Here is a 20963-nt window from a genome sequence, read left to right on the forward strand (position 1 = left end):
TATGGGCTCGGACCGCCTCCGCGCCGATCACGGTGTTCCCGTGCCCCGGGTGGTTTCAAACCGTCCCCCGATCCGGCGAAGCGCCAACCCGGGCGGCCGGTTCGGCGGCCCCGGGGGGGCACCGCAGGTCAGGGCAGCGGGCCCAGGTCCAGCACGGCGGTGCGGTGCCGGTCGGCCACCGGCAGGGGGATGCGGACGGTGGTGGCGCGCGGGGTGGGCAGCTCGTTCGTGGGCACCACCGCGGGCCTGCGGGTGAGCGGGCCGCGCAGGGCGCAGTGGGCGAGCCTGCGGGCCACCTCGGCCATGTCCGGGCGGTCGGCGGGGTCGCGGGCGGTCATCTTCGCCAGCGTGTCCGACCACACCTTCGGCAGCCAGCGGGGGATGCGCGGGTCGCGGGTGAGGCGGGCCACCGCGGCCTCGATGTCGGTGCCGGTGAACTCCGGCTCCCCGGTCAGGCACTCCAGCAGCACCAGGCCCAGGGAGTACACGTCGCCGCCGGGGCCGGTCTCGGCGCCGCGCACCTGCTCGGGGGCGAGGTAGGCCGCGGTGCCGACGCAGTGGCCCACCGAGGTCAGCCGCTCGGTGCCGATCGCGCGGGCGATGCCGAAGTCGGCCAGGAAGCAGGTGCCGTCGTCGTCGAGCAGGATGTTCGACGGCTTGAGGTCGCGGTGCACGATGCCGCGCGAGTGCACGTAGGCCAGCGCGTCGGCCAGCCGCATCCCGACCCGGGCCACGGTGTCGGCGGGCAGCACGCCCCGGTCGAGGTGGGCGCGCAGGGTGAGCCCGGACACCAGCTGCATCACCAGGTAGGGGCGGGAGTCGTCGGCGCCGATGTCGTAGAGGCGGACCAGGCCGGGGTGCGACAGGCCCGCGAGCAGCCTGGCCTCGGTGTCGAGGCGGGCGATGGTGGCGCCGTCGGCCTTGGGGTGGAACAGCTTCACCGCGACCGCGCGGCCCAGGCGCACGTCGACGGCCCGGTGCACGTCGGCCATCCCGCCCGACCCCAGCAGCTCACCGAGGCGGTAGCGGCCGTCGAGCAGCGTGCCGGTGGCAGCCGTGGTGCCCATCGCCCCTCCCCTCGCGCCCAGTGCCGAACATACCCGTGCCCACCGGCGCGGAAACGCAAGCCCGGCCGGGCGTGGCGCCACCCGGGCTCACCGAGCGCGGGGCAGGTGTTGGTGCGACCGTTCGGGGGTACCAACGCCGGGGACGCAGTTCCCCCACCACACACCTGGAGGCGCAATGTCGCTCGAAGACGACGACATCCGCAGTGGCCACATCGGCGAGCACGGCCCGGCCGACTCGAGCGCGGGCACCGCGGACCACGGTGCCGCGGGCCAGCCCGGCGGTCACGACGGCGGCGCGGACGGCGGCGCGGACGCGGGTGCCGACGGCGGAGCGGACGGCGGCGCGGGCACCGCGGACCACGGGGCCGCGGGCGTGCCCGGCGGCCACGACGGCGGTGCGGACGGCGGCGCTGACGGCGGTGCTGACGGCGGTGCGTCCGGCACGGCCGACCACGGCGCGTCCGGCGTGCCCGGCGGCCACGACGGCGGCGCTGACGGCGGTGCCGACGGCGGCGCGGGCGCCGACCACGGTGCGGCCGACAGCGCGGCGGGCACGGCCGACCACGGCGCGTCCGGCGTGCCGGGCGGCCACGACGGTGGCGCTGACGGCGGTGCCGATGGCGGTGCGGACGGTGGCGCCGATGGCGGTGCTGACGGCGGTGCTGACGGCGGTGCCGACGGTGGCGCGGACGGCGGTGCCGACGGCAGCGCGGGCCTGTGAGCACGTCTCCCACCGGGCGGTCCTCCCAGGGGGACCGCCCGGCCCTGCGCCGGTGCCTGGAGCTCGACCCGGACACCTTCGCCGCCGAGCACTGGGGCCGCACCCCGGTGCTCGGGCACCCCGGGTCCTTCGCCGACCTGCTCACCCTCGACGACGTCGACGAGCTGCTGTCGCGGCGCGGGCTGCGCACGCCGTTCCTGCGGGTGGCCAAGGACGGCGCCGTGCTGTCCTCGGCCCAGTTCACCAGCGGCGGCGGGGTCGGCGCCGAGGTCGCCGACCAGGTCAACGACGGCAAGGTGGCCCGGCTGTTCGACCAGGGCTCCACCCTGGTGCTCCAGGGGCTGCACCGGCTGTGGCCGCCGCTGGTCGAGTTCGCCTCCCAGCTCGGCGTCGACCTCGGGCACCCGGTCCAGGTCAACGCCTACATCACCCCGCCGTCGTCGCAGGGCTTCTCCGCCCACTACGACGTGCACGACGTGTTCGTGCTCCAGGTCGCCGGGGAGAAGCGCTGGCTCATCCACGAGCCGGTGCACCGCGACCCGCTGCGCGACCAGCCCTGGGACCAGCACGCCGCCGCCGTGCGCGAGCGCGCGCAGGGCGAGCCGCTGATCGACACCGTGCTGCGCCCCGGCGACGCCCTCTACCTGCCGCGCGGCTACCTGCATTCGGCGCGCGCCCTGGGCGGGGTGTCGGCGCACATCACCGTCGGCATCCACGTGCTCACCCGGTACGCGCTGGTGGAGGCCCTGCTCAAGCTCGCGGGCGCGGAGGAGGAGCTGCGCACGACGCTGCCGCTGGGCATCGACGCCGCCTCCCCCGACGAGCTCACCCAGCACCTCGACGCCACCCTCGACGCCCTGGTGCGCACGCTCAAGGCCGCCGACCCGGCGGAGGTCTCGCGGTTGGTGCGCAACCGCGTCTGGTCGGGCACCAAGCCCGCCCCCCTGGCCCCGCTCGCCCAGGCCGCGGCCGCGCAGTCGGTGGCCGAGGGCACCCGCGTGGTGCTGCGCCGGGGCCTGCGCCACCGGCTCACCACCCGCGGCGACCGCGCCCTGCTCGACCTGCCCGGCGACCGGCTCGACCTGCCCGCCTACACCGCGCCGGCGCTCGCCGCCCTGCTGACCGGCGCCCCCGCCGCGGTGGGCGAGCTGCCCGGCCTGGACGCGGCCGACCAGGTGACCCTGGTGCGCAGGCTCCTGCGCGAGGGGGTACTGGTCCCGGAGTGACAGCACGCCTCCCCTCCCCCGAGCGGTGCGCCGACGCCTGCGGCCGCCGCGGCGACCCGCTGACCGGGACCGCGCCCCCGGTGCCCCGCTGGCTGCTCGTCGAGCAGCCCAAGGCCTGGGGGCCGGACCCGTGGCGCGACTGCGCCCTGCCCGCGGACGTCATCGCGGGCCTGGCCCGGCGGGCAGCTCAGGTGGGTGCCCGGGTCATGCTCATCCGACGGCCCGGCAGGCGCGAGGAGGGCCCGCTGCGGTGGGCCTACGTGGACTCGCTGCGCGGGGAGTCGTGGTGGTCGACCTTCGACGACCCGCACGAGCTGGTCACCTCCCCGTGGCCCAGCGGCACCCGCTCGGTCGACCCGGTGTACCTGGTGTGCGCGCACGGCCGCCACGACACCTGCTGCGCGCTGCGCGGGCGCCCGGTCGCCGCCGCGCTGGCCCGGTCGCGGCCGGAGCGCACGTGGGAGTGCTCGCACGTCGGCGGCGACCGGTTCGCGGCGAACCTGGTGGCGCTGCCGCACGGCTTCTACTTCGGCCAGGTCACCCCCGAGGGGGTCGAGCGGCTGGCCGAGGACTTCGAGGCGGGCCGGTTGACGATCCCGCTGGTGCGCGGGCGCACCACCCTCACCGGCCCGGTGCAGGCCGCCCAGCAGGTCGCCAGGGAGCGCACCGGCGAGGCGGGGGTGGAGGCGTTCGCGCCGACCCGGGTCGAGCAGGTGGAGCAGGGGCGGTGGGTGGTCCACCTCGACGGGCTGGCCGAACCGGTGCGGCTGCGCGCGGAGTTCGTCACCTCGGACTCGCCGCTGACGTGCAGCGCCACGGCCCCCGGGCGGTTCAGGGTGTTCGTGGCGGAGTGAGCGCTCAGGCGCCGCTCTCGGCGGTGAGCCAGGCCAGGTAGCCGGGGCTGCCGCCGGTGATCGGCACGCTGATCAGCTCCGGCTCGTCGTAGGGGTGCGCCGCGCCGAGGTGGGCGATCAGCTCGTCCGGGCGGGCGGTCTTGAAGTGCACCTGGAACTCCTGGGCCGTCTCCACCCGGCCCTGCCAGCGGTAGGTGCTGGTCACGGGCCCGAGCACCTGCGCGCAGGCGGCCAGGCGCTCGCGCACCGCGGCCTCGGCCAGCTGTCCCGCGACGTCCGCCGAGTCGGTCGTGGTGATCACCAGTGCGTGCGCCATGGCGCCGACCCTAGCCCCCGATCCCCAGGTCGCAGCGGGGTGAAACGTGACGTGGGTGATCCTCGTCGAGTGGTGGGAGCCCGGGGCGCGGCATAGGGTCGGAGCAAGCGCTCCGACCGGATGGGGGAACGTGCATGACAGCGACCGCCTCGGGTGTCCCACCCGTCTCGGGGGTGGCCTGGGGTGATCAGCACGACCGGCTGCTGACCTTCGTCTACCGGGTGTTCGACACCTGCGTCCGCGACGCCGCGCAGGCCAGCGCGCTCACGGTCGACCTGTTCGGCAGGCTGCACCACCTCGTCGACCGGCCCGACCTCGACGACGAGACCACCCGCGCCGAGGTCGTCGTCAGCATCGCCGCCGCCCTGCGCGAGCGCACCAGCCGCGAGGCCATCCAGCGCGCCATCGGCCACGCCGCCTGGCAAGACCGCCTCAGCGCCCCCCGCCGCGCGGGCGCCGCGGGCTGGCACACCGCCCTCGGCGCGGTCACCGCCTTCACCCGCCACCTGCAGGTCTCATGAGCACCGCGGTCGCGGGCGCGAGCGGGTACGTCGGCCACCGGCTCGTGGCGTCCCTCGACGCCGACGGCGAGGAAGTGATCGCCCTCGGCCGCCACCCCGACTCCCTGCCCGACGGCGACCACGTCCGCCACTGCGCGGTCGACGTGGGCGACACCCAGGCCCTCACCGAGGTGCTCGACGGCGTCACCACCGCCTACTACCTCGTGCACGCCATGGCGGGCGGCGAGGGGTTCGCGGAGAAGGACCGGCAGCTGGCCCGCTCGTTCGCCGACGCGGCCGTCGCCGCGGGCGTGCAGCGGATCGTCTACCTGGGCGGGCTCGGCGCTGAGGGGCTGTCCGAGCACCTGGAGTCGCGCCAGGAGGTCGGCCGCCTGCTCGCCGAGACCGGCGTCCCGGTGGTGGAGCTGCGCGCGGCCGTCATCATCGGCTCGGGCAGCATCTCCTTCGAGATGATGCGGTACCTGACCGAGCGCCTGCCGTTCATGGTCTGCCCGCGCTGGGTGCAGACGAAGGTGCAGCCCATCGCGGAGTCCGACCTCATCGCCTGCCTGCGCCAGTCCGCCGACCCGGACCGGGTGCCCGCGGGCGTGTACGAGATCGGCGGCCCGGACGTCCTCACCTACGAGGACCTGATGCACCTCTACGCCCGCGTCCGCGACCTGCCGCGCCGCCGCATCGTGCGCGTGCCGCTGCTGACGCCCCAGCTCTCGTCGTACTGGGTGCACGTGGTGACCCCGGTCGACCGGGCGGTCAGCAGCTCGCTGGTCGACAGCCTGCGCAACGACGTCGTGGTGACGCAGGAGGACAACCCGTTCGACCTCGAGTGCGTGCCGATGGCCGAGGCCATCGCCCGCACGCTGGACGACCAGCGCGACCGCACCGCCACCGCCGTCTTCGAGGCCGACAACGGGGTGGTGGACGGCATCTTCACCCTCAGCACCTCGGTGCCCATGCAGCCGCACGAGGCCAAGGGCGCGCGGCTGGACCTGTCGCAGTGCGGCAACGACCTGCACTGGTACGGGTGGGCGTGGGCCTGGGTGCTGCGCATCTGGCTGGGCAAGCTGTTCGGGGAGAAGCTGGAGCTGCACCGCCCGCCGAAGGTGGAGAAGGGCGCCGTGGTCGACTGGTGGACCGTGGCGGACATGAGCGACCACCACATCGTGCTCTACACCAACAAGTGGTTCTGCGGCGAGGCGTGGCTGGGCTACCGCATCGACGTGGGTGGTCAACCCCGGCTGCGGCAGGTCGGCGCCCTGCGGGCGAAGGGGTTGCTGGGCTGGGCCTACTGGCGCGCGGTGTACCCGGTGCACCTGGTCGTGTTCCGGGTGATGGCCCGCAAGCAGACGCGCCGGGCCCACGCCCTCGCCCGCAAGGCCGCCCGCTCCGCCGAAGCCGCCTGACCCGGCCCGGCCGCGCCCTCAGCGCGCGGTCAGGGGGCTCTGGGTCAGCAGGCGTTCGCAGGTCCGGGCGACCACGGCGGCCGTGCGGCGGTCGCGGGTGGTGAGGCGCGGGTCCTCGGCGTGGGAGCGCCAGCGCAGCAGGGCCCCGTGGGCGTCGTCCGAGGCGGACAGGCGCGCGGCGGGGGTGGTGCCGTGGGCGCCGAGCAGGTAGCGGGCCTCCGGCTCGGCCTCCCCCAGGGCGCAGCGACCGGTGTCGAGGTCGGCCAGGGCCCGCAGCTCGGACAGGTCGTGCAGGTTGGTCAGCGCCCGTTCGAGGTCCTCGACGAGCGGCAGGGTCGCGGGGCGGGGATCGCGGCGCAGGACGGCGTCGAGGGCGGTGAGGGCCGAGCGGGCGCGGAAGGCCGCGGCCCGGTGGGCGAAGCGGGTGCCGATGGCCTCGCGCAGCTCCACGATGCCGCTCGCCCTGGCCACCTCGGCCACCAGGGCCGCGCCGGTGGACCCGCGGCGGGCCTCGGCGGTGCTCCAGCGGACGCCGAACAGGCCCAGGCGGGCCAGCAGGGCCGGGGCCTGGCGCGGGGAGGCGGTGGTGAAGCGGTCGGCGGAGAGCAGGGCCGCGTCCAGCTCCGCCTTCGCCACCCTGGCGAAGGCCTCCAGCGCCTGCACCTCCGGGGCGGTGAGGGTGGCCGCGCCCAGGGCCAGCAGGCCGGAGACGGCCAGGACGTCCTGGCAGAGCAGGCCCAGCTCCCCCTGCGCCTGCCGCTTGGCGACGCGGCGCGCCGAGAGCAGGGCGTCGACCCGGCCGCCCGCCAGCTCGTCGGCGCGGGAGAGCACCACCAGGGTCGTCACCGGGTCGTGGGCGCGCAGCACCCTGGCGTCGGCACCCGGGTGCGGCAGCAGGTGCAGCCGCACGTCGCCCGCGTCGGCGGGCCCGCCGTCGGCACCGGCGTCCACCAGCTCCACATCGCCCGGCCAGTCCACGGTGAGCCGGGCGCTGCCCGCGGCCACCGGCTCCCCGACGACGGCGTTGAGCAGGGTGGTGCGGCCGGACCCCGGGGCGCCGGTGACGGCCACCCGCAGCGGCCCGTCCACCCGGGAGCGCAGCGCGCGCAGGCGGTCGACGGCGGGGCTGTCGCGGTAGAGGGGCAGGGCGCGGTCCAGCAGCGACCGGGCCGCTTCGACCGGGCTCACGCGGACAGCGCGCGGGCGGGGTTCCCGGCGCGGATCACCTCGGCCCGCCTGCGCAGCGCCATCAGCTGCTCCAGGCCCCGGCGCACCTCGGCGGCCCGGGCACCGGTGCGGGCGGCGGCGGCGTCGAGGTCGCGCTTGATGGCCCTGGCCGACTCGGTGGCCTCCGCGCGGCGCTGCTGGGCCACGGCGGCGAAGCGGTCGCGCAGGGCGCGGTGGATCACCCGGGCGGCGTCCTTGGTCTCCTTGCCGTAGGAGAGGAAGAAGTCGTCCACGTGCCGCTGCGCGGTGGTCTTGGCGATGGCCTGGCGGCGCTTGAGCCGGGCGCCGCGCTCCTCGAACACGCTGCGCGCGCCGAAGGCGACACCGGCGCCCACGGAGAACGGGTTGATCAGCGGCAGCCCGGCCAGCGAGGTCGCCAGGCCGGACATGAGCAGGCCGCTGTAGGACCCGCGCAGGCCCACGAACAGCTTCTGCGGGGTGGAGAACTTCTCGATGTGCGGGCTGCGCAGGCCGTCGACGTGCTCGGCGGAGACCTCGCGCAGCAGGTCCGAGGGGATCGCCACGCCCTCGGGCACCGCCTGCTTGGCGATGCGGGCGGCGGTCCACTCGAACCGCTCCAGCAGCCACCCGGAGTGCACCTCGGCGGTCGCGGTGAGGTTCTCGGTCATCCACCCCTCGAACTCCGGCCACACCTTCACCGGGTCCGCCACCTCGAAGTAGTCGTCCACCTCGCGCAGGATCCGCCGGGTGCGGTCGCGCAGGTCGAAGTCGACGTCGGCGAGCAGGTCGGCCACGTCGTCGGCGAGCAGGGTCTGCCAGCGCTGGGCGTCGCGGGCCAACTCCTCCACCCGCCTGCCCGCGGCGTGCCAGGCGGCCAGGGCGGCCGGGTCGGCGGCGGGCTGGCCCGCGTCGAACTCCGCTCGCAGCGGGGCGATCAGCTGGTCCAGGGCCAGGCCGGCGGTGGCCGCGGCGGACAGCGCGGCGGCCCGGGTGGGGTCGGCCAGCACCTCCCGGCGCAGCGCGTCGACCAGCTCGGCGAACCCGGACTCGGCGTTGAGCCGCTTGTCCCCGGTCTCGGCCGCGGCCAGCCGCAGCAGCGAGGACACCGGCAGCAGCGGGGCGCGCACCCCGGCCTCGGCCAGCAGCCTGCGGTCGGCCTCGGCCACCCGGCGCCACCCCGGCACGATGTCGATCTTCGTCAGGGCCACCAGCACCACCGGGCACAGCTTGCTGACCTGCACCAGCAGCTCCACCTCCGGCGCGGACAGCTCGGCGGTCGCGTCGGTCACCAGCAGCACCGCGTCGGCCTCGGCCAGCACCGCCACCGCGCGGGCGGTGCCGGGGCAGCCGGGGGCGCCGAGGGCGGGCGAGTCCACCAGCACCAGCCCGGACTCCAGCAGCGCCCGGGGCAGGCCCACCTCGGCGCGGCGCACGTCCGCGCCCACGACGGCGAGGTGGTTGGCCCTGGCCGTGGCCGCCTCCGGGGTCAGCGGCTCCTCGGCGGCGCCGAGGGCGGGCCGCTCGTCGGTGACGACGGTGGCGAACGGGGTGGCGGCGTGGCGGACCACGGCGGGCACCGCGGTCGTGCGGTCGTCGCCCACCGCGCACACCGCCGTGCCCAGCAGCGCGTTCACCAGTTGGCTCTTGCCCTTGCCCGCGCACCCGACGACCGCCACGCGGCGCCCCGGGTCCACCAGGTGCGCGCGGCGGTCCAGCAGGCGGTTCACCAGGTCCGGGCGCTTCCCCGCGGCGCAGGCGCGGACAGTGTCGTCGAAGAGGTCGAGCCACGGCGGGACGGTCACACGGAAGAGTGTGCCGTAACCCATCCGTGACATAAAGCAGTGGGGCCTGTCGAGTTCGACAGGCCCCACCGGGAGCAGGTGACCGGGTGTCCGGTTCGCACGGTCGCGCGGGTGCGCGGGTCGCGCGGGGTGCTCCTCACCCCGCGCGACCACCGGGCTCAGTGGCCCAGGTGCAGACCGTCGGTCAGGCCGTGGCCCAGGTCCTGCAGGCCGTCGGTGAGGCCGTCGGTCAGGCCGCCGACCGGGCTGCTGTGCACGGCGTCGCCCAGGGCCGAGGGCAGCTGCGCCAGGTCCGGCAGCGGGTTGGCCACCGGCAGCTCCGGCACGTCGATCGGCAGGCCGCCGGGGACGTCGACCGGCAGGTGCGGCAGGTCCACCGGCAGGTGGCCCAGGTCCGGGGTGGGCAGGTCCACCGGCAGGTCGCCGGGCACCTCGGGCAGCGCGGGCAGCTCCGGCAGGGCAGGCAGCTCGGGCAGCGCCGGGACGTCGACCGCGTCCAGGCCGTCGACCAGGGCGTCGGTGCCGGTGTGCACGGCGTCGGTGACCGGGGCCGCGGCACCGGTCAGGTAGCCGCCGAAGTCGCCGGGGACCTTGTCGGCCACCGCGCCGACCGCGGTGTCGAGGGTGTCGCCCAGCAGGTGCCCGCCGGAGGAGACGAAGTCGGCCACGGTGCCCGCGGTCAGGTCGCCGCCGCGCAGCAGCTCGCCGTCGAGCAGGGTCGCCGGGTCGCCCAGCGAGGGGGCCTGCAGCTCGGGCAGCGACAGGTCGCCGCCGTCGAGCGCGGGCACGGCCAGGCCGGACAGGGCCAGGGTGCCCAGCGGGCTGTCCACGGCCAGGTCGGCGGCCAGGCCGTCGACGCCCAGCGCGAGGTCGCCGTCCACGGCGACGACGTCGGCGTCGAGGTCCAGGCCCGCGGCGACGGTGCCGTCGGAGACCTGGGCGCCCGCCCACGCCAGCTCGGTGTCCAGGCCCGCCTCGGCGGCCAGGCCCTCGTGGCCGCCGTGCACCGCGGCACCGGCGGAGGCCAGCTCGGTGTCCAGGCGGGCGTCGGCGCCCGCGCCGTTCTCGTCGGCGACCAGGCGCGCGGTGGCGGCGGCGGCCTCGGTCTCCAGGCCCACATTGGTGTCGCCGCCCTCGGTGGCCACACCGGCGTAGAGGTCGTCGGTCTGCACGCCACCGGCGGCGGTGACGCCGTCCTCGTCGATGACGGCGGCGTAGCCCGCGCGGCCGTAGTCGGTGTCGAGCTTGGCGGAGGAGGCCAGGCCGTCCTCGGTCGCGCTCGCCTTGACCTCGTAGGCGGCCAGGTCGGTCTCGCCGTGGGTGCCCAGCTGCGCGCCGTCGGCGGAGGCCGCCACGGCGGTGCCGGTGGTGAGGTGCTCGGTGTCGAGCGCCAGGTGGCCGCGGCCGCCGTCGGTCGCGGCGGCGAAGCCGGTGTCCACGGTGGCGGCGTCGGTGGCGACGCGGGCGTAGCCCGCGGCCGAGCCGTCGGTGCCCGCGGCGAGGCCCGCCTCACCGGCGGCGTACTCGGTCTCGAAGACGGAGTCCACGGCCACGCCCTCCTTGGAGGCGTCGACCCAGGCGGTGGCGCCGCCGTGCTCGGAGTCGACGTCCACCCGGCCGGAGACGCCCTCGGTGGAGGCGGCGGCGGTGGCCGACGCGGAGACCTGGTCGGTGTCGACGGCGGCCCCGCCCGCGAAGCCCTCGGCGGCGTCGAACACGGCCTTGAGCTGCGCCACGGCGTCGCCACCGGAGGCCGGGACGGCCAGGTCCACGCCCGCGGGGGCGTAGTCGACGACCAGCGGCACGACGTCCTGGACGTCGGCGGGGGTGATGTCGCCCAGGCCCGCGGCACCCAGGGCGGCGGCCGGGTCGGCGGCGAAGACCGTGCGCGCGGCGTCGTCGGTCAGCAGGTTCAGCACGAAGTCGTGCAGGGTCTGGTCCTGGGCGGGCTGGGCAGACAAGGGATAGGTCTCCTCGTTCGGCGGGGCACCGCGCTGGGCGGTCCCCCGTGGTGCGTGGTGCTTGGTGGGCCCGAGGCCGGGGGCATCGACCCCGGGCTGGCCAGGAGAACGGTATTGACCGGGGGATCCCCAGCCATCGGGGAACACACCCCGTCCACCCCCGTACCTAAATCAGGTGATAACCGTTCACCTATTAGGGGATTAGGGGGTGGGAGAGACCGCACTCGGGGTTCACCCCCGGGGACCGGGCCCTGGTACGAACGGGGACCCCGGCGGAACCCGGCAGGAGGAGGCGCATGTCCGGCAGGTCGTACGTGCTCGGGATCGACCTGGGCCGCTCGCGCGGCGCGGCGGCGGTCTGCAGGCGCGGTGGGCCCGCCGAGGTGGTGGCGGTCGACGGCGCGCGGTGGTTCCCCCCGGCGCTCTACGTCGGCGCCGACGGCGGGGTGGTGCTCGGCCGCGCGGCCCTGCGCCTGGGCGCCGCCGAGCCCGACCGGCTCGCCCGGCACGCCCTCGACCGGGTCGGCGACGACACCGCCGTGGTGCTCGGCGGCGAGCTGTACCCGGCGGAGACGCTGGTCGCCGCGCTGGTGGCGTGGGTGGCCGACGAGGTCGCCGCCGCCGAGGGCGCCGAGGCCGAGCGGATCGCGGTCACCCACCCCGCGGGCTGGGGCCCGCACCGCAAGCGCTTGCTGCACGAGGCACTGCACCAGTCCGGGCTGCCCGGGGTGGTGCTGCTGCCCGACCTGGTGGCCGCCGCCGAGACCCGGCACGACCGCGACCCGGTGCCGCCCGGCTCGGCCCTGCTGGTCGCCCTGGTCGGGGCCACCACCAGCGAGCAGGCCGTGCTCACCCGCACCGGCACGGCGTTCGAGCTGACCGCGCACACCCCGCACCCCGGCTCCCCCGCGGGCGACGACCTGGACGACCTGCTCGCCGAGCACGCCATGACCGCGACCCCGTCCCCGGACGAAACCATCCCGGACCTGCGCGCCACCCCGGTCGACCCGGCCACGCTGCCCCTGGCGGCGGTGGCCGCCTTCCGCGACGCCTGCACGGCCGCCAAGGAACGGCTGTCGAGCGCCGCGCAGGTGCGCGTCCCGCTGCCCGGCGGCGGGCAGGTGGTGGTCACCAGGGCGCAGTTCCACACCCTGGCCCACCCGGTGCTGGCGGCTGTGGCCGACCAGGTCAAGGCACTGCTGGCCACCGTCCCGCCGGAGCAGCTGGCCGGGGCGGTGCTGGCGGGCGGCACCGCCGCCGTCCCGCTGCTGGCCGACCTCGCGGGCTGCCCGGCCGAGGACGACCCGGCCACCAGCCCCGCCCGCGGCGCCGCGCTCGCCGTGCGCCCCCGCCACGCCCGCGCCGACAGCCACCCGCGGCTCAACCCCGCGGCCAGCCACCCGCGGCTGCACCCGGCGGCCAGCAGCCCCGGCTTCGCCCCCACCCGCCCGGCCACCCCCAGCAACCCGGGCTTCGCCCCGGTCGACCCGCTCAGCCAGCCCAGGATGTCCCCCGTCGCACCACCCCCGCGCACCGACGGCCTCGTGCTGCCCGCCCGCAGCGTCGCCGCGCACCTGGCCGCCGACCCCCTGCTGGCCCCGCGCCCGGTGTCGGTGCCCCGGGCCGCCGCACGCCCCCCGCTGCCCCCGCCGCCACCGTCCACACCGGACCCGGTGATCGACAGCACGCTCGACTCCGACCCGCCGCCACCACGGCCGCCGGTCGAGCTGACCCCGCTCGTCCCACCCGCCCGCCGGTTCGCCCTGCCGCGCTCGCGGTCCAAGGCCGAGGACGACGACCGATGACCCGCGGCGCCCCCGCCCCAGCCCGCCGCACCGTCCACACCGGACCCGACACCGCGACAACGGGCGGAACCACCCTCACGAGTCCGCAGGACCACCCCGCCGCACACGCGGGCCGGGACCCAGGACGACCGGCGAACCGCCACATCGTCCACACCGGACTCACCAGCGGGACCGATCGTGCCCACCCGCCGATCCGCCCTGCGACACCCGCGCGCCGAGCCCCTGGACGACGCCCGGCCACCCACCGCGCACCCGCCACCACCGCGGCCGCCGAGGGGACCGGCCCCGCCCGCCCGGTCCACGCCGCCGCGCTCGCTGGCCGAGGACGGCGACCGGTGGCAGGCCGCGGACCGGGACCCGGGATGATCTCCGAGCAGTGCCCCGCCGCGGCCGCGGCGCCGACCGGTGAGGACTGGCGTTGATCCCTGGACACCCGCAGCCCGACGAGCTGGTGCTCGACGAGCCCACCCGGCGGCTGTGCGCGGCGGTGGCGAGCGGGGAGGCCGCCCCCGTGCGGCTGGCGGTGGTCGCCCCCGGCGGGTACGGCAAGAGCGCCCTGCTCGACCTGCTGGCCGCGGGCCCGGAGGCCGCCCGGTTCCGGCGCGGCATCCGCCCCGACGGGGGACTGCTGCTGGTCGACGACGCGCACCTGCTCGGCGACGCCGCGCTGGCCGAGGTGGCCGACCTGGCCCTCGACGACCGGGTGGGCCTGGTGGTCGCCGCCCGCCCGCGGCCCCGGCCCGCCGGGCTGGCCGCGGTGCTGGGCAGGCTGCGCGGGCAGGTGGTGCTGCGCCCGTTCGACCGCGCCCGCCTGCGCGAGTGCCTGACCGCCGCCGCCGGGCGCGCCTTCCCGGACGAGGTCGTCGACTTCGCCCTGGCGACCACGGCGGGCATCCCCGGCCTGGTGCACCGGCTGGCCCCGCACCTGCGCCCCGACACCACCACCGTGCCCCCCGGCGCGCTGGAGGAGTTCCGCTTCGACGTCGACCGCCTCACCCCCGACGCCACCCGGGTCCTGGTGGCGCTGGCCGCGGGCGTCCCCGCCGACCTGCTCGCGGGCCTGCTCACCGGCCCGGCGGGCGAGGCCGTCGCGGAGGCCAGGGCCAGCGGCTTCCTCACCGCCGACGGGTCGCTGCCGCCGCTGGCCGCCGCCGCCCTGCGCGAGCTCGTCCCCGCCGAGCAGCGCGCCGCCGTGCTCGGCGCCCTGGCCGACCAGCGCCTCCAGCGCGGCGGGGCGATGGTCGACCTGGCGGGGGCGCTGCTGGCCGCGGGCACCTCCGGCGACCGGGCGGGCGCGGTGTACGCCGCCGCCGCCGAGCAGGCCGACCCCGCCCTGGCCGTCCGCCTGCACGAGGCCGCCGCCGAGGCGGGCCACCCGGTCGACGAGGTCCGCCGCGCCGAGGCCGAGGCCCTCTCCGGCGCGCTCGACCCCGCGCTGCGCCGCGCCGACGCCGTGATGGCCACCGCCACCGGCGAGCGCCGGGCCGCCGCGGCCAACGTCGCCGCCGCCGCGCTCGCGCACCGCGGGCAGCTGGCGCGCAGCGCGGAGCTGTACCAGTGGGCGGGCTCCGGCGCGCTCGCCGCCGTGGGCCTGCTGGCCGTGGGCCGCGCCGACGACGCCGAGAAGGCGTTGAGCGCCAACGACACCACCGCGCCCCCGACCCTGCTCGCGGGCGCGGTGCACTCCGCCGCCCGGGGCGTGCTGGCCTCGGTCCGCACCGCCGACCCGGCCGCCCTGGCCACCGTCGTGCGCGCGGCCGAGATGCTGGAGCCGGTCGGCCACGACGCCCTGCTGCCGGACAGCCCCGCCGCCCTGGGCGCGCTGCTGGCCCTGCACACCGGCGCGGCCGGGATCGCGGACTCGCTGCTGGAGCGGGCGCTGGCGGCGCGGGTCGGCGGCGCGCTGCTCGAACCCCGCCACCGGCTGCTGCGCTCGTGGTCGTCGCTGCTGCGCGGGGAGGAACCGGTGCTGCCGCCCGGCGACCTGGCCCCCCGCGACTGGCTCTTCGCCGTCGGCCTGGCGGTCGGCGCCGCCCGGCGCGGCACCGACCTGTCCACCCTGCGGCGGACCTGGGAGCAGGCCCACGACGCGGTGGTGCGCCACCCGGTCGACCTGTTCAGCCTGCTGCCCCTGGGCGAGTTCGCCGTCGCGGCGGCGCGGGTCGGCGACCGGGAGCGCTTCGCCCCGCACCTGGCCCAGGCCTGGGACCTGCTGCGCGACCTGGGCGACCCGCCGGTGTGGTCGACCGCGCTGCACTGGTCGTGCCTGCACGCCGAGATCATCGCCGAGCGCCCGGACGCCGCGGACGAGCACGTCGGCGCGCTGGCCGCGGCACCGGGCCCGTTCGCCTCGGCGCTGGCCGAGGCCGCCCAGTGCTGGCGCAGGGTGCTGCGCGGCGAGGTCGACGCCGAGCGCGTGGACGCCGCCGCCCGGGGCCTGCACGCCGTCGGCCTGTGCTGGGACGGCGCCAGGTTGGCGGGCCAAGCGGCCATCCGCACCTCCGACCGCAAGGCCATGGTGTCCCTCTTGGACTGCGCCAGGGTGTTGCAGGGCCAGGGCTCGGTCACCCCGCAGCAGGAGGAGAGCAGCGAGCGCGTGGGCGCCCGGCTGAGCGAGCGCGAACTCCAGGTGGCCACGCTGGTGGTGGACGGGCTGACCTACAAGCAGATCGGGGACCGGCTGTTCATCTCCGCGAAGACCGTCGAGCACCACATGGCCCGTATGCGGGCGCGACTGGGCGCGACGAGCCGGTCGGACCTGCTGGCCCAACTGCGGGTCGCCCTCGACCGCGGCTGAGGCGCCGGGGCCACGCCGTGCTCGACACCGCCGCAGGTCCTCGACGAGCGGGGCTGCGCCGTCGACGAGGTCGCCCGCCGGTCGGGTGAGCGAGGCGACGGCGTCCCGGCCCGGCCCGGTCCCGCGCTCAGGAGCGGGAGGCGATCAGGTGCTCCACCCCGTCCAGGATGCGGTCGAGGCCGAACGCCAGGGCCTCGTCGTGGTGGGGTGACGGTGCGGCGAGGGCCTTGGACAGGGCGGGGAACTGGTCCTCGCGGCCGCGCAGCAGGGTCGCCATGGTCGCGGTCAGGGCCTGCTCCGGGGCCTCGTGGGCGGAGGCGGCGTACTGCTCGGCGATGGCCCGGACGTGGCCGATGAGGGTGACGGCGGTGTCGAGGATCTCGTGGCCCTCCAGGGGCGTCGTCGACAGCGCGGCGACGGCCCGTTCGAGCCAGAGCAGTTCGTGCGGGCCCGGGACGCGGGTGCCGACGGTGGCGGCGAGGGACCAGGGGTGGCGGGTGAAGCGGTCGAACATGGCCCTGGCCCAGGTGTCGAGGCGGGCGCGCCAGGGGCCGCGGGGGAGCTTGGGCGGGGGGCCGAGGGCGGACTCGGTCATCAGGGCGACGAGTTCGGCCTTGCCGGGGACGTAGCGGTAGAGGGCCATCTTGGTGACGCCGAGGTCGGAGGCGACCTGGTGCATGGTGACCGCGGCCAGGCCCTCGGCGTCGGCCACCCGGACGGCGGCCCTGGCGATGTCGTCGAGGGTGAACGCGGGGCGGGGGCCCCGGCGGGGGGTGGGCTGGCCCTCCCAGAGCAGCGACACCACGTCCATGGGGACCAGCCTTGCACATCGCAATTATCTGTGTCTATCGTAAACGGTATCCGTAAGACGCAGAAGGAGGCGGTCATGGCTGTGGGCGGCAAGCGCGTGCTGGTGTCCGGGGCGGGGATCGCGGGGCCCGCGGTGGCGCACTGGCTGGGGCGGGCGGGGGCGGAGGTGACGGTCGTCGAGGCCGCCTGCGCGGTGCGGGCCGGGGGTGCGGCGGTGGACTTCCGCGGGCCCACCCACCTCGCCGTGCTGGAGCGGATGGGGGTGCTCGGCGCCGTGCAGGACCTGGCCACGCACGGGGGCGCGATGAGCTTCGTCGACGCCGACGACCGGGAGGTGTTCCGGCTGCCCGCCGAGTTCGCGGGCGGGGACGTCGAGGTGCGCCGGGGCGACCTGGCGGGGTTGCTGGTGGAGCGGGCGCCCGCCGACTACCGGTTCGGCACCTCGGTCCGGTCGCTGCGCCAGGGCGCCGACGGGGTGGTGGCCGACCTCGGGGCGGGCCCGGAGCGCTTCGACCTGGTGATCGGCGCCGACGGCGTGCACTCGGGGGTGCGGCGGCTCGCGTTCGGGCCCGAACGCGGCTTCGTGCGGCACCTGGGCCACCACATCGCCACCTGGTCGCTGCCCAACACCTTCGGCCCCTGCCCCGCCTCCCGCTACCACTGCTCCCCCGGCCGCACCGCCGCGATCAGCGTCGACCCCCGCACCCCGGACCGGGCGACGGCGATGGCGCTGTTCATAAGTCCCCCGACCACGCGCGACCCCCGCGAGCTGATCGTTGACCGACTGTCCGGCATGGGGTGGCACACCCCGGCCCTGCTCGCCGGGCTCCCCACCGCCGACGACCTGTTCGCCGACTCGCTCACCCGCGTGCGGGTGCCGAGGTGGTCGCACGGCCGCGTGGTGCTCCTGGGCGACGCGGCCTGGGGCGTCACCCTCGGCGGCATGGGCACCGGCACGGCCCTGGTCGGCGCGCACGTCCTCGCGGGCGAACTCGCCACCGGCGACTGGCCGCAAGCGCTGAAGGCCTACGAAGACCGCATTCGCCGGTACGCGGCCGTCTGGCAGCGCGGCGCGAACCCCGGCAGGTTCCTCGCCCCGCGCACGGCTTGGGGCCTGCGGGCCCGCGACGCGCTCATGTCCAGCGCGGTCGTGCAGCGGTGGATGGTGTCCAGCACGCAGAAGCTCGCCCAGACCCCCGCCCTCCCCGACTACGCGTGGGAGCCGGTCAGGGGGTGAGCAACTGCTCCATGACCTCCCGCAGCCCGGCGTCGGGCTCGACGGCGATCGCGCGGCGCAGCGCGGCCTGGATCTCCGCCGCCCACGCCGCCGGGCCCCAGCCGGTGAGGGTGCGCACGGCCATGGTCCGGTTCCTCGCCACCGGGGAGTCCAAAGAGGACAGCACGAGCGGTGTGCCCTGCCCCGGGAACCCGCGCAGCGCCGTGACCACGGTGTCCAGGTCGCGCTCGGGGAGGTCGACGGCCTGGGCGAGGGCCAGGATGCGCGGCAACCGCTCGGGGGTGGCCGCCGCCATCAGCAGCGGCCAGTCGTCGCCCCCCGCGCGGACGTGGGCGAGCAGCGCGGGGAACGTGTCGACGTCCACCGCGCGGGCCGACTGGTAGGCCTGGTGGAAGGTCGCGGGATCGGCCAGGCCCGCGCGCACCAAGTCCCGCCAGTCGGGCCGGGCCAGCAGGTCGCGCACCCGCCGCACCACGGCCTCGTGCAGCGCGATCGTCCACTGCTCGGCGTACCTGGCCCGCCACCCGCCGTCCGACAGGTACTCGTCGAGCCGCGCGAGGGTCGCCAGGTGCTCCAACGTCCCCGGCACGTCCTCCAACCGGTCGAGCAACCTCGACAGCGCCCGGGGCGCGTCGTCGTACTCGTCCAACCCCGCCGCCGGGGCCGCGTCCACCATCGCCCGCACGATCTCGCACGCGGCCGCGAGCATCGCCGGGTCCACCCGGCCGGACAGCACCGCCGCGAGGTCCCCCACCACGGCGGCCCGGTGCGCCAGGTAGCTGTCGACCACGGAATTCCGGTACCCCCCGCGCAACAACCACTCGCGCACCGCGGGCCCCGCACCCCGCTCGAACCGCTCCACGACCGCGATCCGCCCCCACCCGTCCACCGCGTCCGCCAACCGCACCAGCGCAGCCTCGGCGTCGTCGTGCGTGGCGGCGATCGTCCCCGCCGCGGCGGCCGTGAACTCCTCGTGCCTGCCGATCATCAACAGCAGGTCGGTGTCGCTCCGGTCCAACAACCCCAGCCCGAACCGCACCGGCCCCCGGTGCCGAGCCCCGGTCACCAACCGGCGCCCGAGCTCGTGCACCGGCTCCCGGGGCAGGTCCCCCACCAAACCGGGATCAGCCGACCCCTCAGTCAAGGCGTCGTAGAGCGCCGCATACCCGGCATCGTCCACCAACGCCCCCGCCACCAACCCCGTCAACTGCTCGGCGTCCGGCCCCGCCCCGAAACTCCCCAGCACCGGACGCGACTCCCGCTCGCCGGACGCCCACCGGATACCGGTGGCGGGGGTGTCGGGGAGCTGCGCACCCCCGGGCAGCAGCCCGTGACCACTCGGGTCCAGGTGGTCGCGGATGTGGTCGTGGATCGTGGGACCGGGCACCACCCCATTGTCGCGTGCGCATACCCGCGCAGCCGCACCAGCCCCACACCCCACCCAGGACCGAACCCGGGCCGCATCGACCACTGCTCAGCCGAGTTGTCCACAGCTCTCTCGCTGGGGTCGAGTTTCGTCGCCCTTCGCCGGTAGCGTTGAAAACAGGGGTCCCCTTGCCCGGGCTACCCCCGCGCCAGCATGAGCCGTGGTCGCACGAGAACGCGCCCACCCGCACAAGCCGAGCCCGGACAGCAGGCCCTGGCCGGTTGGGTGGATCCGCTTGTCCAGAGCCGCGCAGCGGCGGAACAGACCGTCAGGAAGCGCCGGAAGGCAAGGGCTTGACCAAGGTCTCGAAGACCAGGTCGGGGACGCGGGGGATGCCGAAGCGCTCATCCCCGTACGGGAACGGGCTGGTGCGGCCGGTGCGCGCGTAACCGCGCCGGACGTACCAGGCGATGAGGTCTTCCCGGGCGGAGACGACCTTCATGCGCATTTCGGGCATCCCCAGCTCCTGCGCGGCGTAGCGCTCCGCCTCGGCCAGGACGACCGACCCGAGGCCCTCGCCCTGGAGCTTGGGGGACACGGCGAACAGCCCGAAGTAGCCCGCCCCGTCCTCGACCGCGACCTGGCAGCACGCGACGGGTTCGGCGTCGCGCAGGCCGATGAGGACCGTGCTGGTGGTGATGGCCTCCAGGACGGCGGCCTCGTCGGTGCGCTGGCCGCCGATGAGGTGGGACTCGGTGGTCCAGCCCGCGTCGGCCCCGGTGCCGCGGTAGGCGGATTCGACGAGGGGGACCAGGAACGGGACGTCGGCGGGGGTGGCGGGGCGGAACGTGAGCACACCGGAGCTTAACCCGCGGCGGTGGATACCCTTGGTGGCCATGGGACTGTTCGGCCGCAGGAAGGGGCGGGAGGCGGTGGCGGCCGTCGCCGGGACGCTCGTGCCCGACCGGTGCTGGGACGACCAGGTGCTCGACGCGGCGGTGGACGCGGTGCAGGAGGGGTACCGCAAGGCGGGGCTGGCGGTGCTGCGGGAGTGCCGGGACTACCACGAGACGCGCACGCAGCGGGTGCGGGCGCTGGGGGCCGCGGCGGTGGGGCAGACCGCGGAGCTGCGGGGGATGATCGCGCGCGGGTTGCCGCAGCCCGACGCGGCGGACGCGCTGCTGTGGTTGGGCGCGGCGCTGATGGCCGAGGCGGCGCGGTCGCAGGGCGAGGACCCCGCGCGGTCGGCGGCGACGCTGCGGGAGGCGCGCGACCCCCTGATCGCCGCCGCGAAGCTGGCCCCCGCCGACGCGACCCCGTGGGTGGAGTTGCAGCGCTACGCCCGGTCCACGCGCCTCGACGCCGTCCAGCGCGACCGGGCGTGGCTGGAGGCCACCAAGCGCTGCCCCACCTCCTACCCCGCGCACTGGGCGCGCTTGCAGGACCTCACCGAGGAGTGGGGCGGGTCGCACGCGGAGATGTTCACCTTCGCCCGGGAGGCGGTGCGCACCGCGCCCCTGGGCAGCCCGCTGACGTCGCTGCTGCCCTTGGCGCACGCGGAGTTCCTGCTGCGCGAGGGCGACCGGTTCCTCGAACGCGGCGGCACCCTGGCCTACATCCGCTTCCACACCGGCTACTTCCGCCACCACCTGCGCGCCGAACTGGTGGCCGCCGACGACAAGTGGTCCGCGCGCCCCCGGCGCCGCCCCTACGACAAGGTGGCCCACAACCTCTTCGGCTGGGCCCTGCTCGAAGCGGGCGAGCACCGCCGCGCCCGGCGCCACCTCGTCGAGGTGGGCAACCGGCCGTCGGCGGTGCCCTGGGACTACGGCGGCGACCACGCCTACGCCCGTGCCCTGGTGCGGGTCGGCCTGTCCTAGGACCCGCCCTGG

General features: G+C 76.6%; 17 protein-coding genes. 9 read left to right on the plus strand and 8 right to left on the minus strand.

Features of this window, described 5'->3' with window-relative positions:
- Positions 1-128 precede the first annotated feature (128 nt).
- Entirely contained in the window at positions 129-1067 is a 939-nt protein-coding gene (locus BJP25_RS22410; protein ID WP_075976976.1) for a serine/threonine-protein kinase, read from the minus strand.
- Positions 1068-1242: 175 nt separating this feature from the next.
- On the opposite strand from BJP25_RS22410, the gene BJP25_RS22415 reads away from it, so the two are divergent.
- From BJP25_RS22415 to BJP25_RS22425, 3 genes are read left to right on the plus strand one after another with little or no spacing between them, the layout of a single operon-like run.
- Positions 1243-1788, plus strand: coding sequence for a hypothetical protein (locus BJP25_RS22415; protein ID WP_075976977.1), 546 nt, complete (start codon positions 1243-1245; stop codon positions 1786-1788).
- Complete coding sequence (locus BJP25_RS22420; protein ID WP_075976978.1) at positions 1785-3014, plus strand: cupin domain-containing protein; 1230 nt, start codon at positions 1785-1787, stop codon at positions 3012-3014. The genes BJP25_RS22415 and BJP25_RS22420 overlap by 4 nt, the downstream gene beginning before the upstream one ends.
- Complete coding sequence (locus BJP25_RS22425; RefSeq protein ID WP_075976979.1) at positions 3011-3868, plus strand: sucrase ferredoxin; 858 nt, start codon at positions 3011-3013, stop codon at positions 3866-3868. The genes BJP25_RS22420 and BJP25_RS22425 overlap by 4 nt, the downstream gene beginning before the upstream one ends.
- Before the next feature lie 4 nt (positions 3869-3872).
- Here the strand turns inward: BJP25_RS22425 and cutA are convergent, their stop codons facing one another.
- Positions 3873-4184 (minus strand): divalent-cation tolerance protein CutA, encoded by a 312-nt coding sequence (gene cutA, locus BJP25_RS22430; RefSeq protein ID WP_075976980.1) that lies wholly within the window; start codon positions 4182-4184, stop codon positions 3873-3875.
- Positions 4185-4318: 134 nt separating this feature from the next.
- Here cutA and BJP25_RS22435 point away from each other — a divergent pair, with 134 nt between their 5' ends.
- Complete coding sequence (locus BJP25_RS22435; protein WP_143219256.1) at positions 4319-4705, plus strand: hypothetical protein; 387 nt, start codon at positions 4319-4321, stop codon at positions 4703-4705.
- Positions 4702-6105: a DUF2867 domain-containing protein gene (locus BJP25_RS22440; protein WP_075976982.1), complete on the plus strand. Its 1404-nt coding sequence runs from the start codon at positions 4702-4704 to the stop codon at positions 6103-6105. Before BJP25_RS22435 ends, BJP25_RS22440 begins: the two co-directional genes overlap by 4 nt.
- Positions 6106-6123: 18 nt before the next feature.
- On the opposite strand, the gene BJP25_RS22445 is transcribed toward BJP25_RS22440, so the two are convergent.
- From BJP25_RS22445 to BJP25_RS34305, 3 genes are all read right to left on the minus strand, one after another.
- Complete coding sequence (locus BJP25_RS22445; RefSeq protein ID WP_075976983.1) at positions 6124-7293, minus strand: hypothetical protein; 1170 nt, start codon at positions 7291-7293, stop codon at positions 6124-6126.
- On the minus strand, positions 7290-9095 hold the full coding sequence (locus BJP25_RS22450; RefSeq protein WP_143219257.1) for a dynamin family protein: 1806 nt from the start codon (positions 9093-9095) through the stop codon (positions 7290-7292). The genes BJP25_RS22445 and BJP25_RS22450 overlap by 4 nt, the downstream gene beginning before the upstream one ends.
- 158 nt (positions 9096-9253) lie before the next feature.
- Positions 9254-11056, minus strand: a complete 1803-nt coding sequence (locus tag BJP25_RS34305) for an IniB N-terminal domain-containing protein (protein ID WP_075976985.1) — start codon at positions 11054-11056, stop codon at positions 9254-9256.
- Between the two features lie 296 nt (positions 11057-11352).
- Between BJP25_RS34305 and BJP25_RS22460 the strand changes: the two genes are divergently transcribed.
- Both BJP25_RS22460 and BJP25_RS22465 read left to right on the plus strand, forming a co-directional pair.
- On the plus strand, positions 11353-12861 hold the full coding sequence (locus tag BJP25_RS22460) for an Hsp70 family protein (RefSeq protein ID WP_075976986.1): 1509 nt from the start codon (positions 11353-11355) through the stop codon (positions 12859-12861).
- Positions 12862-13279: 418 nt separating this feature from the next.
- A complete protein-coding gene (locus tag BJP25_RS22465) occupies positions 13280-15658 on the plus strand; it encodes a helix-turn-helix domain-containing protein (RefSeq protein WP_075976987.1) in 2379 nt (792 codons plus the stop codon).
- Between the two features lie 127 nt (positions 15659-15785).
- On the opposite strand, the gene BJP25_RS22470 is transcribed toward BJP25_RS22465, so the two are convergent.
- A complete protein-coding gene (locus tag BJP25_RS22470) occupies positions 15786-16469 on the minus strand; it encodes a TetR/AcrR family transcriptional regulator (protein ID WP_084794364.1) in 684 nt (227 codons plus the stop codon).
- Positions 16470-16544: 75 nt separating this feature from the next.
- Here BJP25_RS22470 and BJP25_RS22475 point away from each other — a divergent pair, with 75 nt between their 5' ends.
- A complete protein-coding gene (locus tag BJP25_RS22475) occupies positions 16545-17705 on the plus strand; it encodes an FAD-dependent monooxygenase (RefSeq protein WP_075976988.1) in 1161 nt (386 codons plus the stop codon).
- On the opposite strand, the gene BJP25_RS22480 is transcribed toward BJP25_RS22475, so the two are convergent.
- A complete protein-coding gene (locus BJP25_RS22480) occupies positions 17695-19092 on the minus strand; it encodes a hypothetical protein (RefSeq protein ID WP_143219258.1) in 1398 nt (465 codons plus the stop codon). The genes BJP25_RS22475 and BJP25_RS22480 overlap by 11 nt on opposite strands.
- A 307-nt stretch (positions 19093-19399) precedes the next feature.
- The gene (locus BJP25_RS22485; protein ID WP_233158212.1) at positions 19400-19927 is read right to left on the minus strand and encodes a GNAT family N-acetyltransferase; all 528 of its coding nucleotides are present in this window, start codon (positions 19925-19927) and stop codon (positions 19400-19402) included.
- Between the two features lie 40 nt (positions 19928-19967).
- Here BJP25_RS22485 and BJP25_RS36310 point away from each other — a divergent pair, with 40 nt between their 5' ends.
- The gene (locus BJP25_RS36310; protein WP_143219259.1) at positions 19968-20951 is read left to right on the plus strand and encodes a hypothetical protein; all 984 of its coding nucleotides are present in this window, start codon (positions 19968-19970) and stop codon (positions 20949-20951) included.
- The last annotated feature ends 12 nt before the right edge of the window (positions 20952-20963 follow it).

It is taken from the genome of Actinokineospora bangkokensis, from assembly GCF_001940455.1.
Lineage (GTDB): Bacteria > Actinomycetota > Actinomycetes > Mycobacteriales > Pseudonocardiaceae > Actinokineospora > Actinokineospora bangkokensis.

Bases quoted from the DNA above. Each gene is read 5' to 3' on its own strand.
- BJP25_RS22410 (WP_075976976.1), bottom strand. From the start codon at position 1,067: ATGGGCACCACGGCTGCCACCGGCACGCTGCTCGACGGCCGCTACCGC.
- BJP25_RS22415 (WP_075976977.1), top strand. From the start codon at position 1,243: ATGTCGCTCGAAGACGACGACATCCGCAGTGGCCACATCGGCGAGCAC.
- cutA (WP_075976980.1), bottom strand. From the start codon at position 4,184: ATGGCGCACGCACTGGTGATCACCACGACCGACTCGGCGGACGTCGCG.
- BJP25_RS22435 (WP_143219256.1), top strand. From the start codon at position 4,319: ATGACAGCGACCGCCTCGGGTGTCCCACCCGTCTCGGGGGTGGCCTGG.
- BJP25_RS22440 (WP_075976982.1), top strand. From the start codon at position 4,702: ATGAGCACCGCGGTCGCGGGCGCGAGCGGGTACGTCGGCCACCGGCTC.
- BJP25_RS22460 (WP_075976986.1), top strand. From the start codon at position 11,353: ATGTCCGGCAGGTCGTACGTGCTCGGGATCGACCTGGGCCGCTCGCGC.
- BJP25_RS22470 (WP_084794364.1), bottom strand. From the start codon at position 16,469: ATGGACGTGGTGTCGCTGCTCTGGGAGGGCCAGCCCACCCCCCGCCGG.
- BJP25_RS22475 (WP_075976988.1), top strand. From the start codon at position 16,545: ATGGCTGTGGGCGGCAAGCGCGTGCTGGTGTCCGGGGCGGGGATCGCG.
- BJP25_RS36310 (WP_143219259.1), top strand. From the start codon at position 19,968: ATGGGACTGTTCGGCCGCAGGAAGGGGCGGGAGGCGGTGGCGGCCGTC.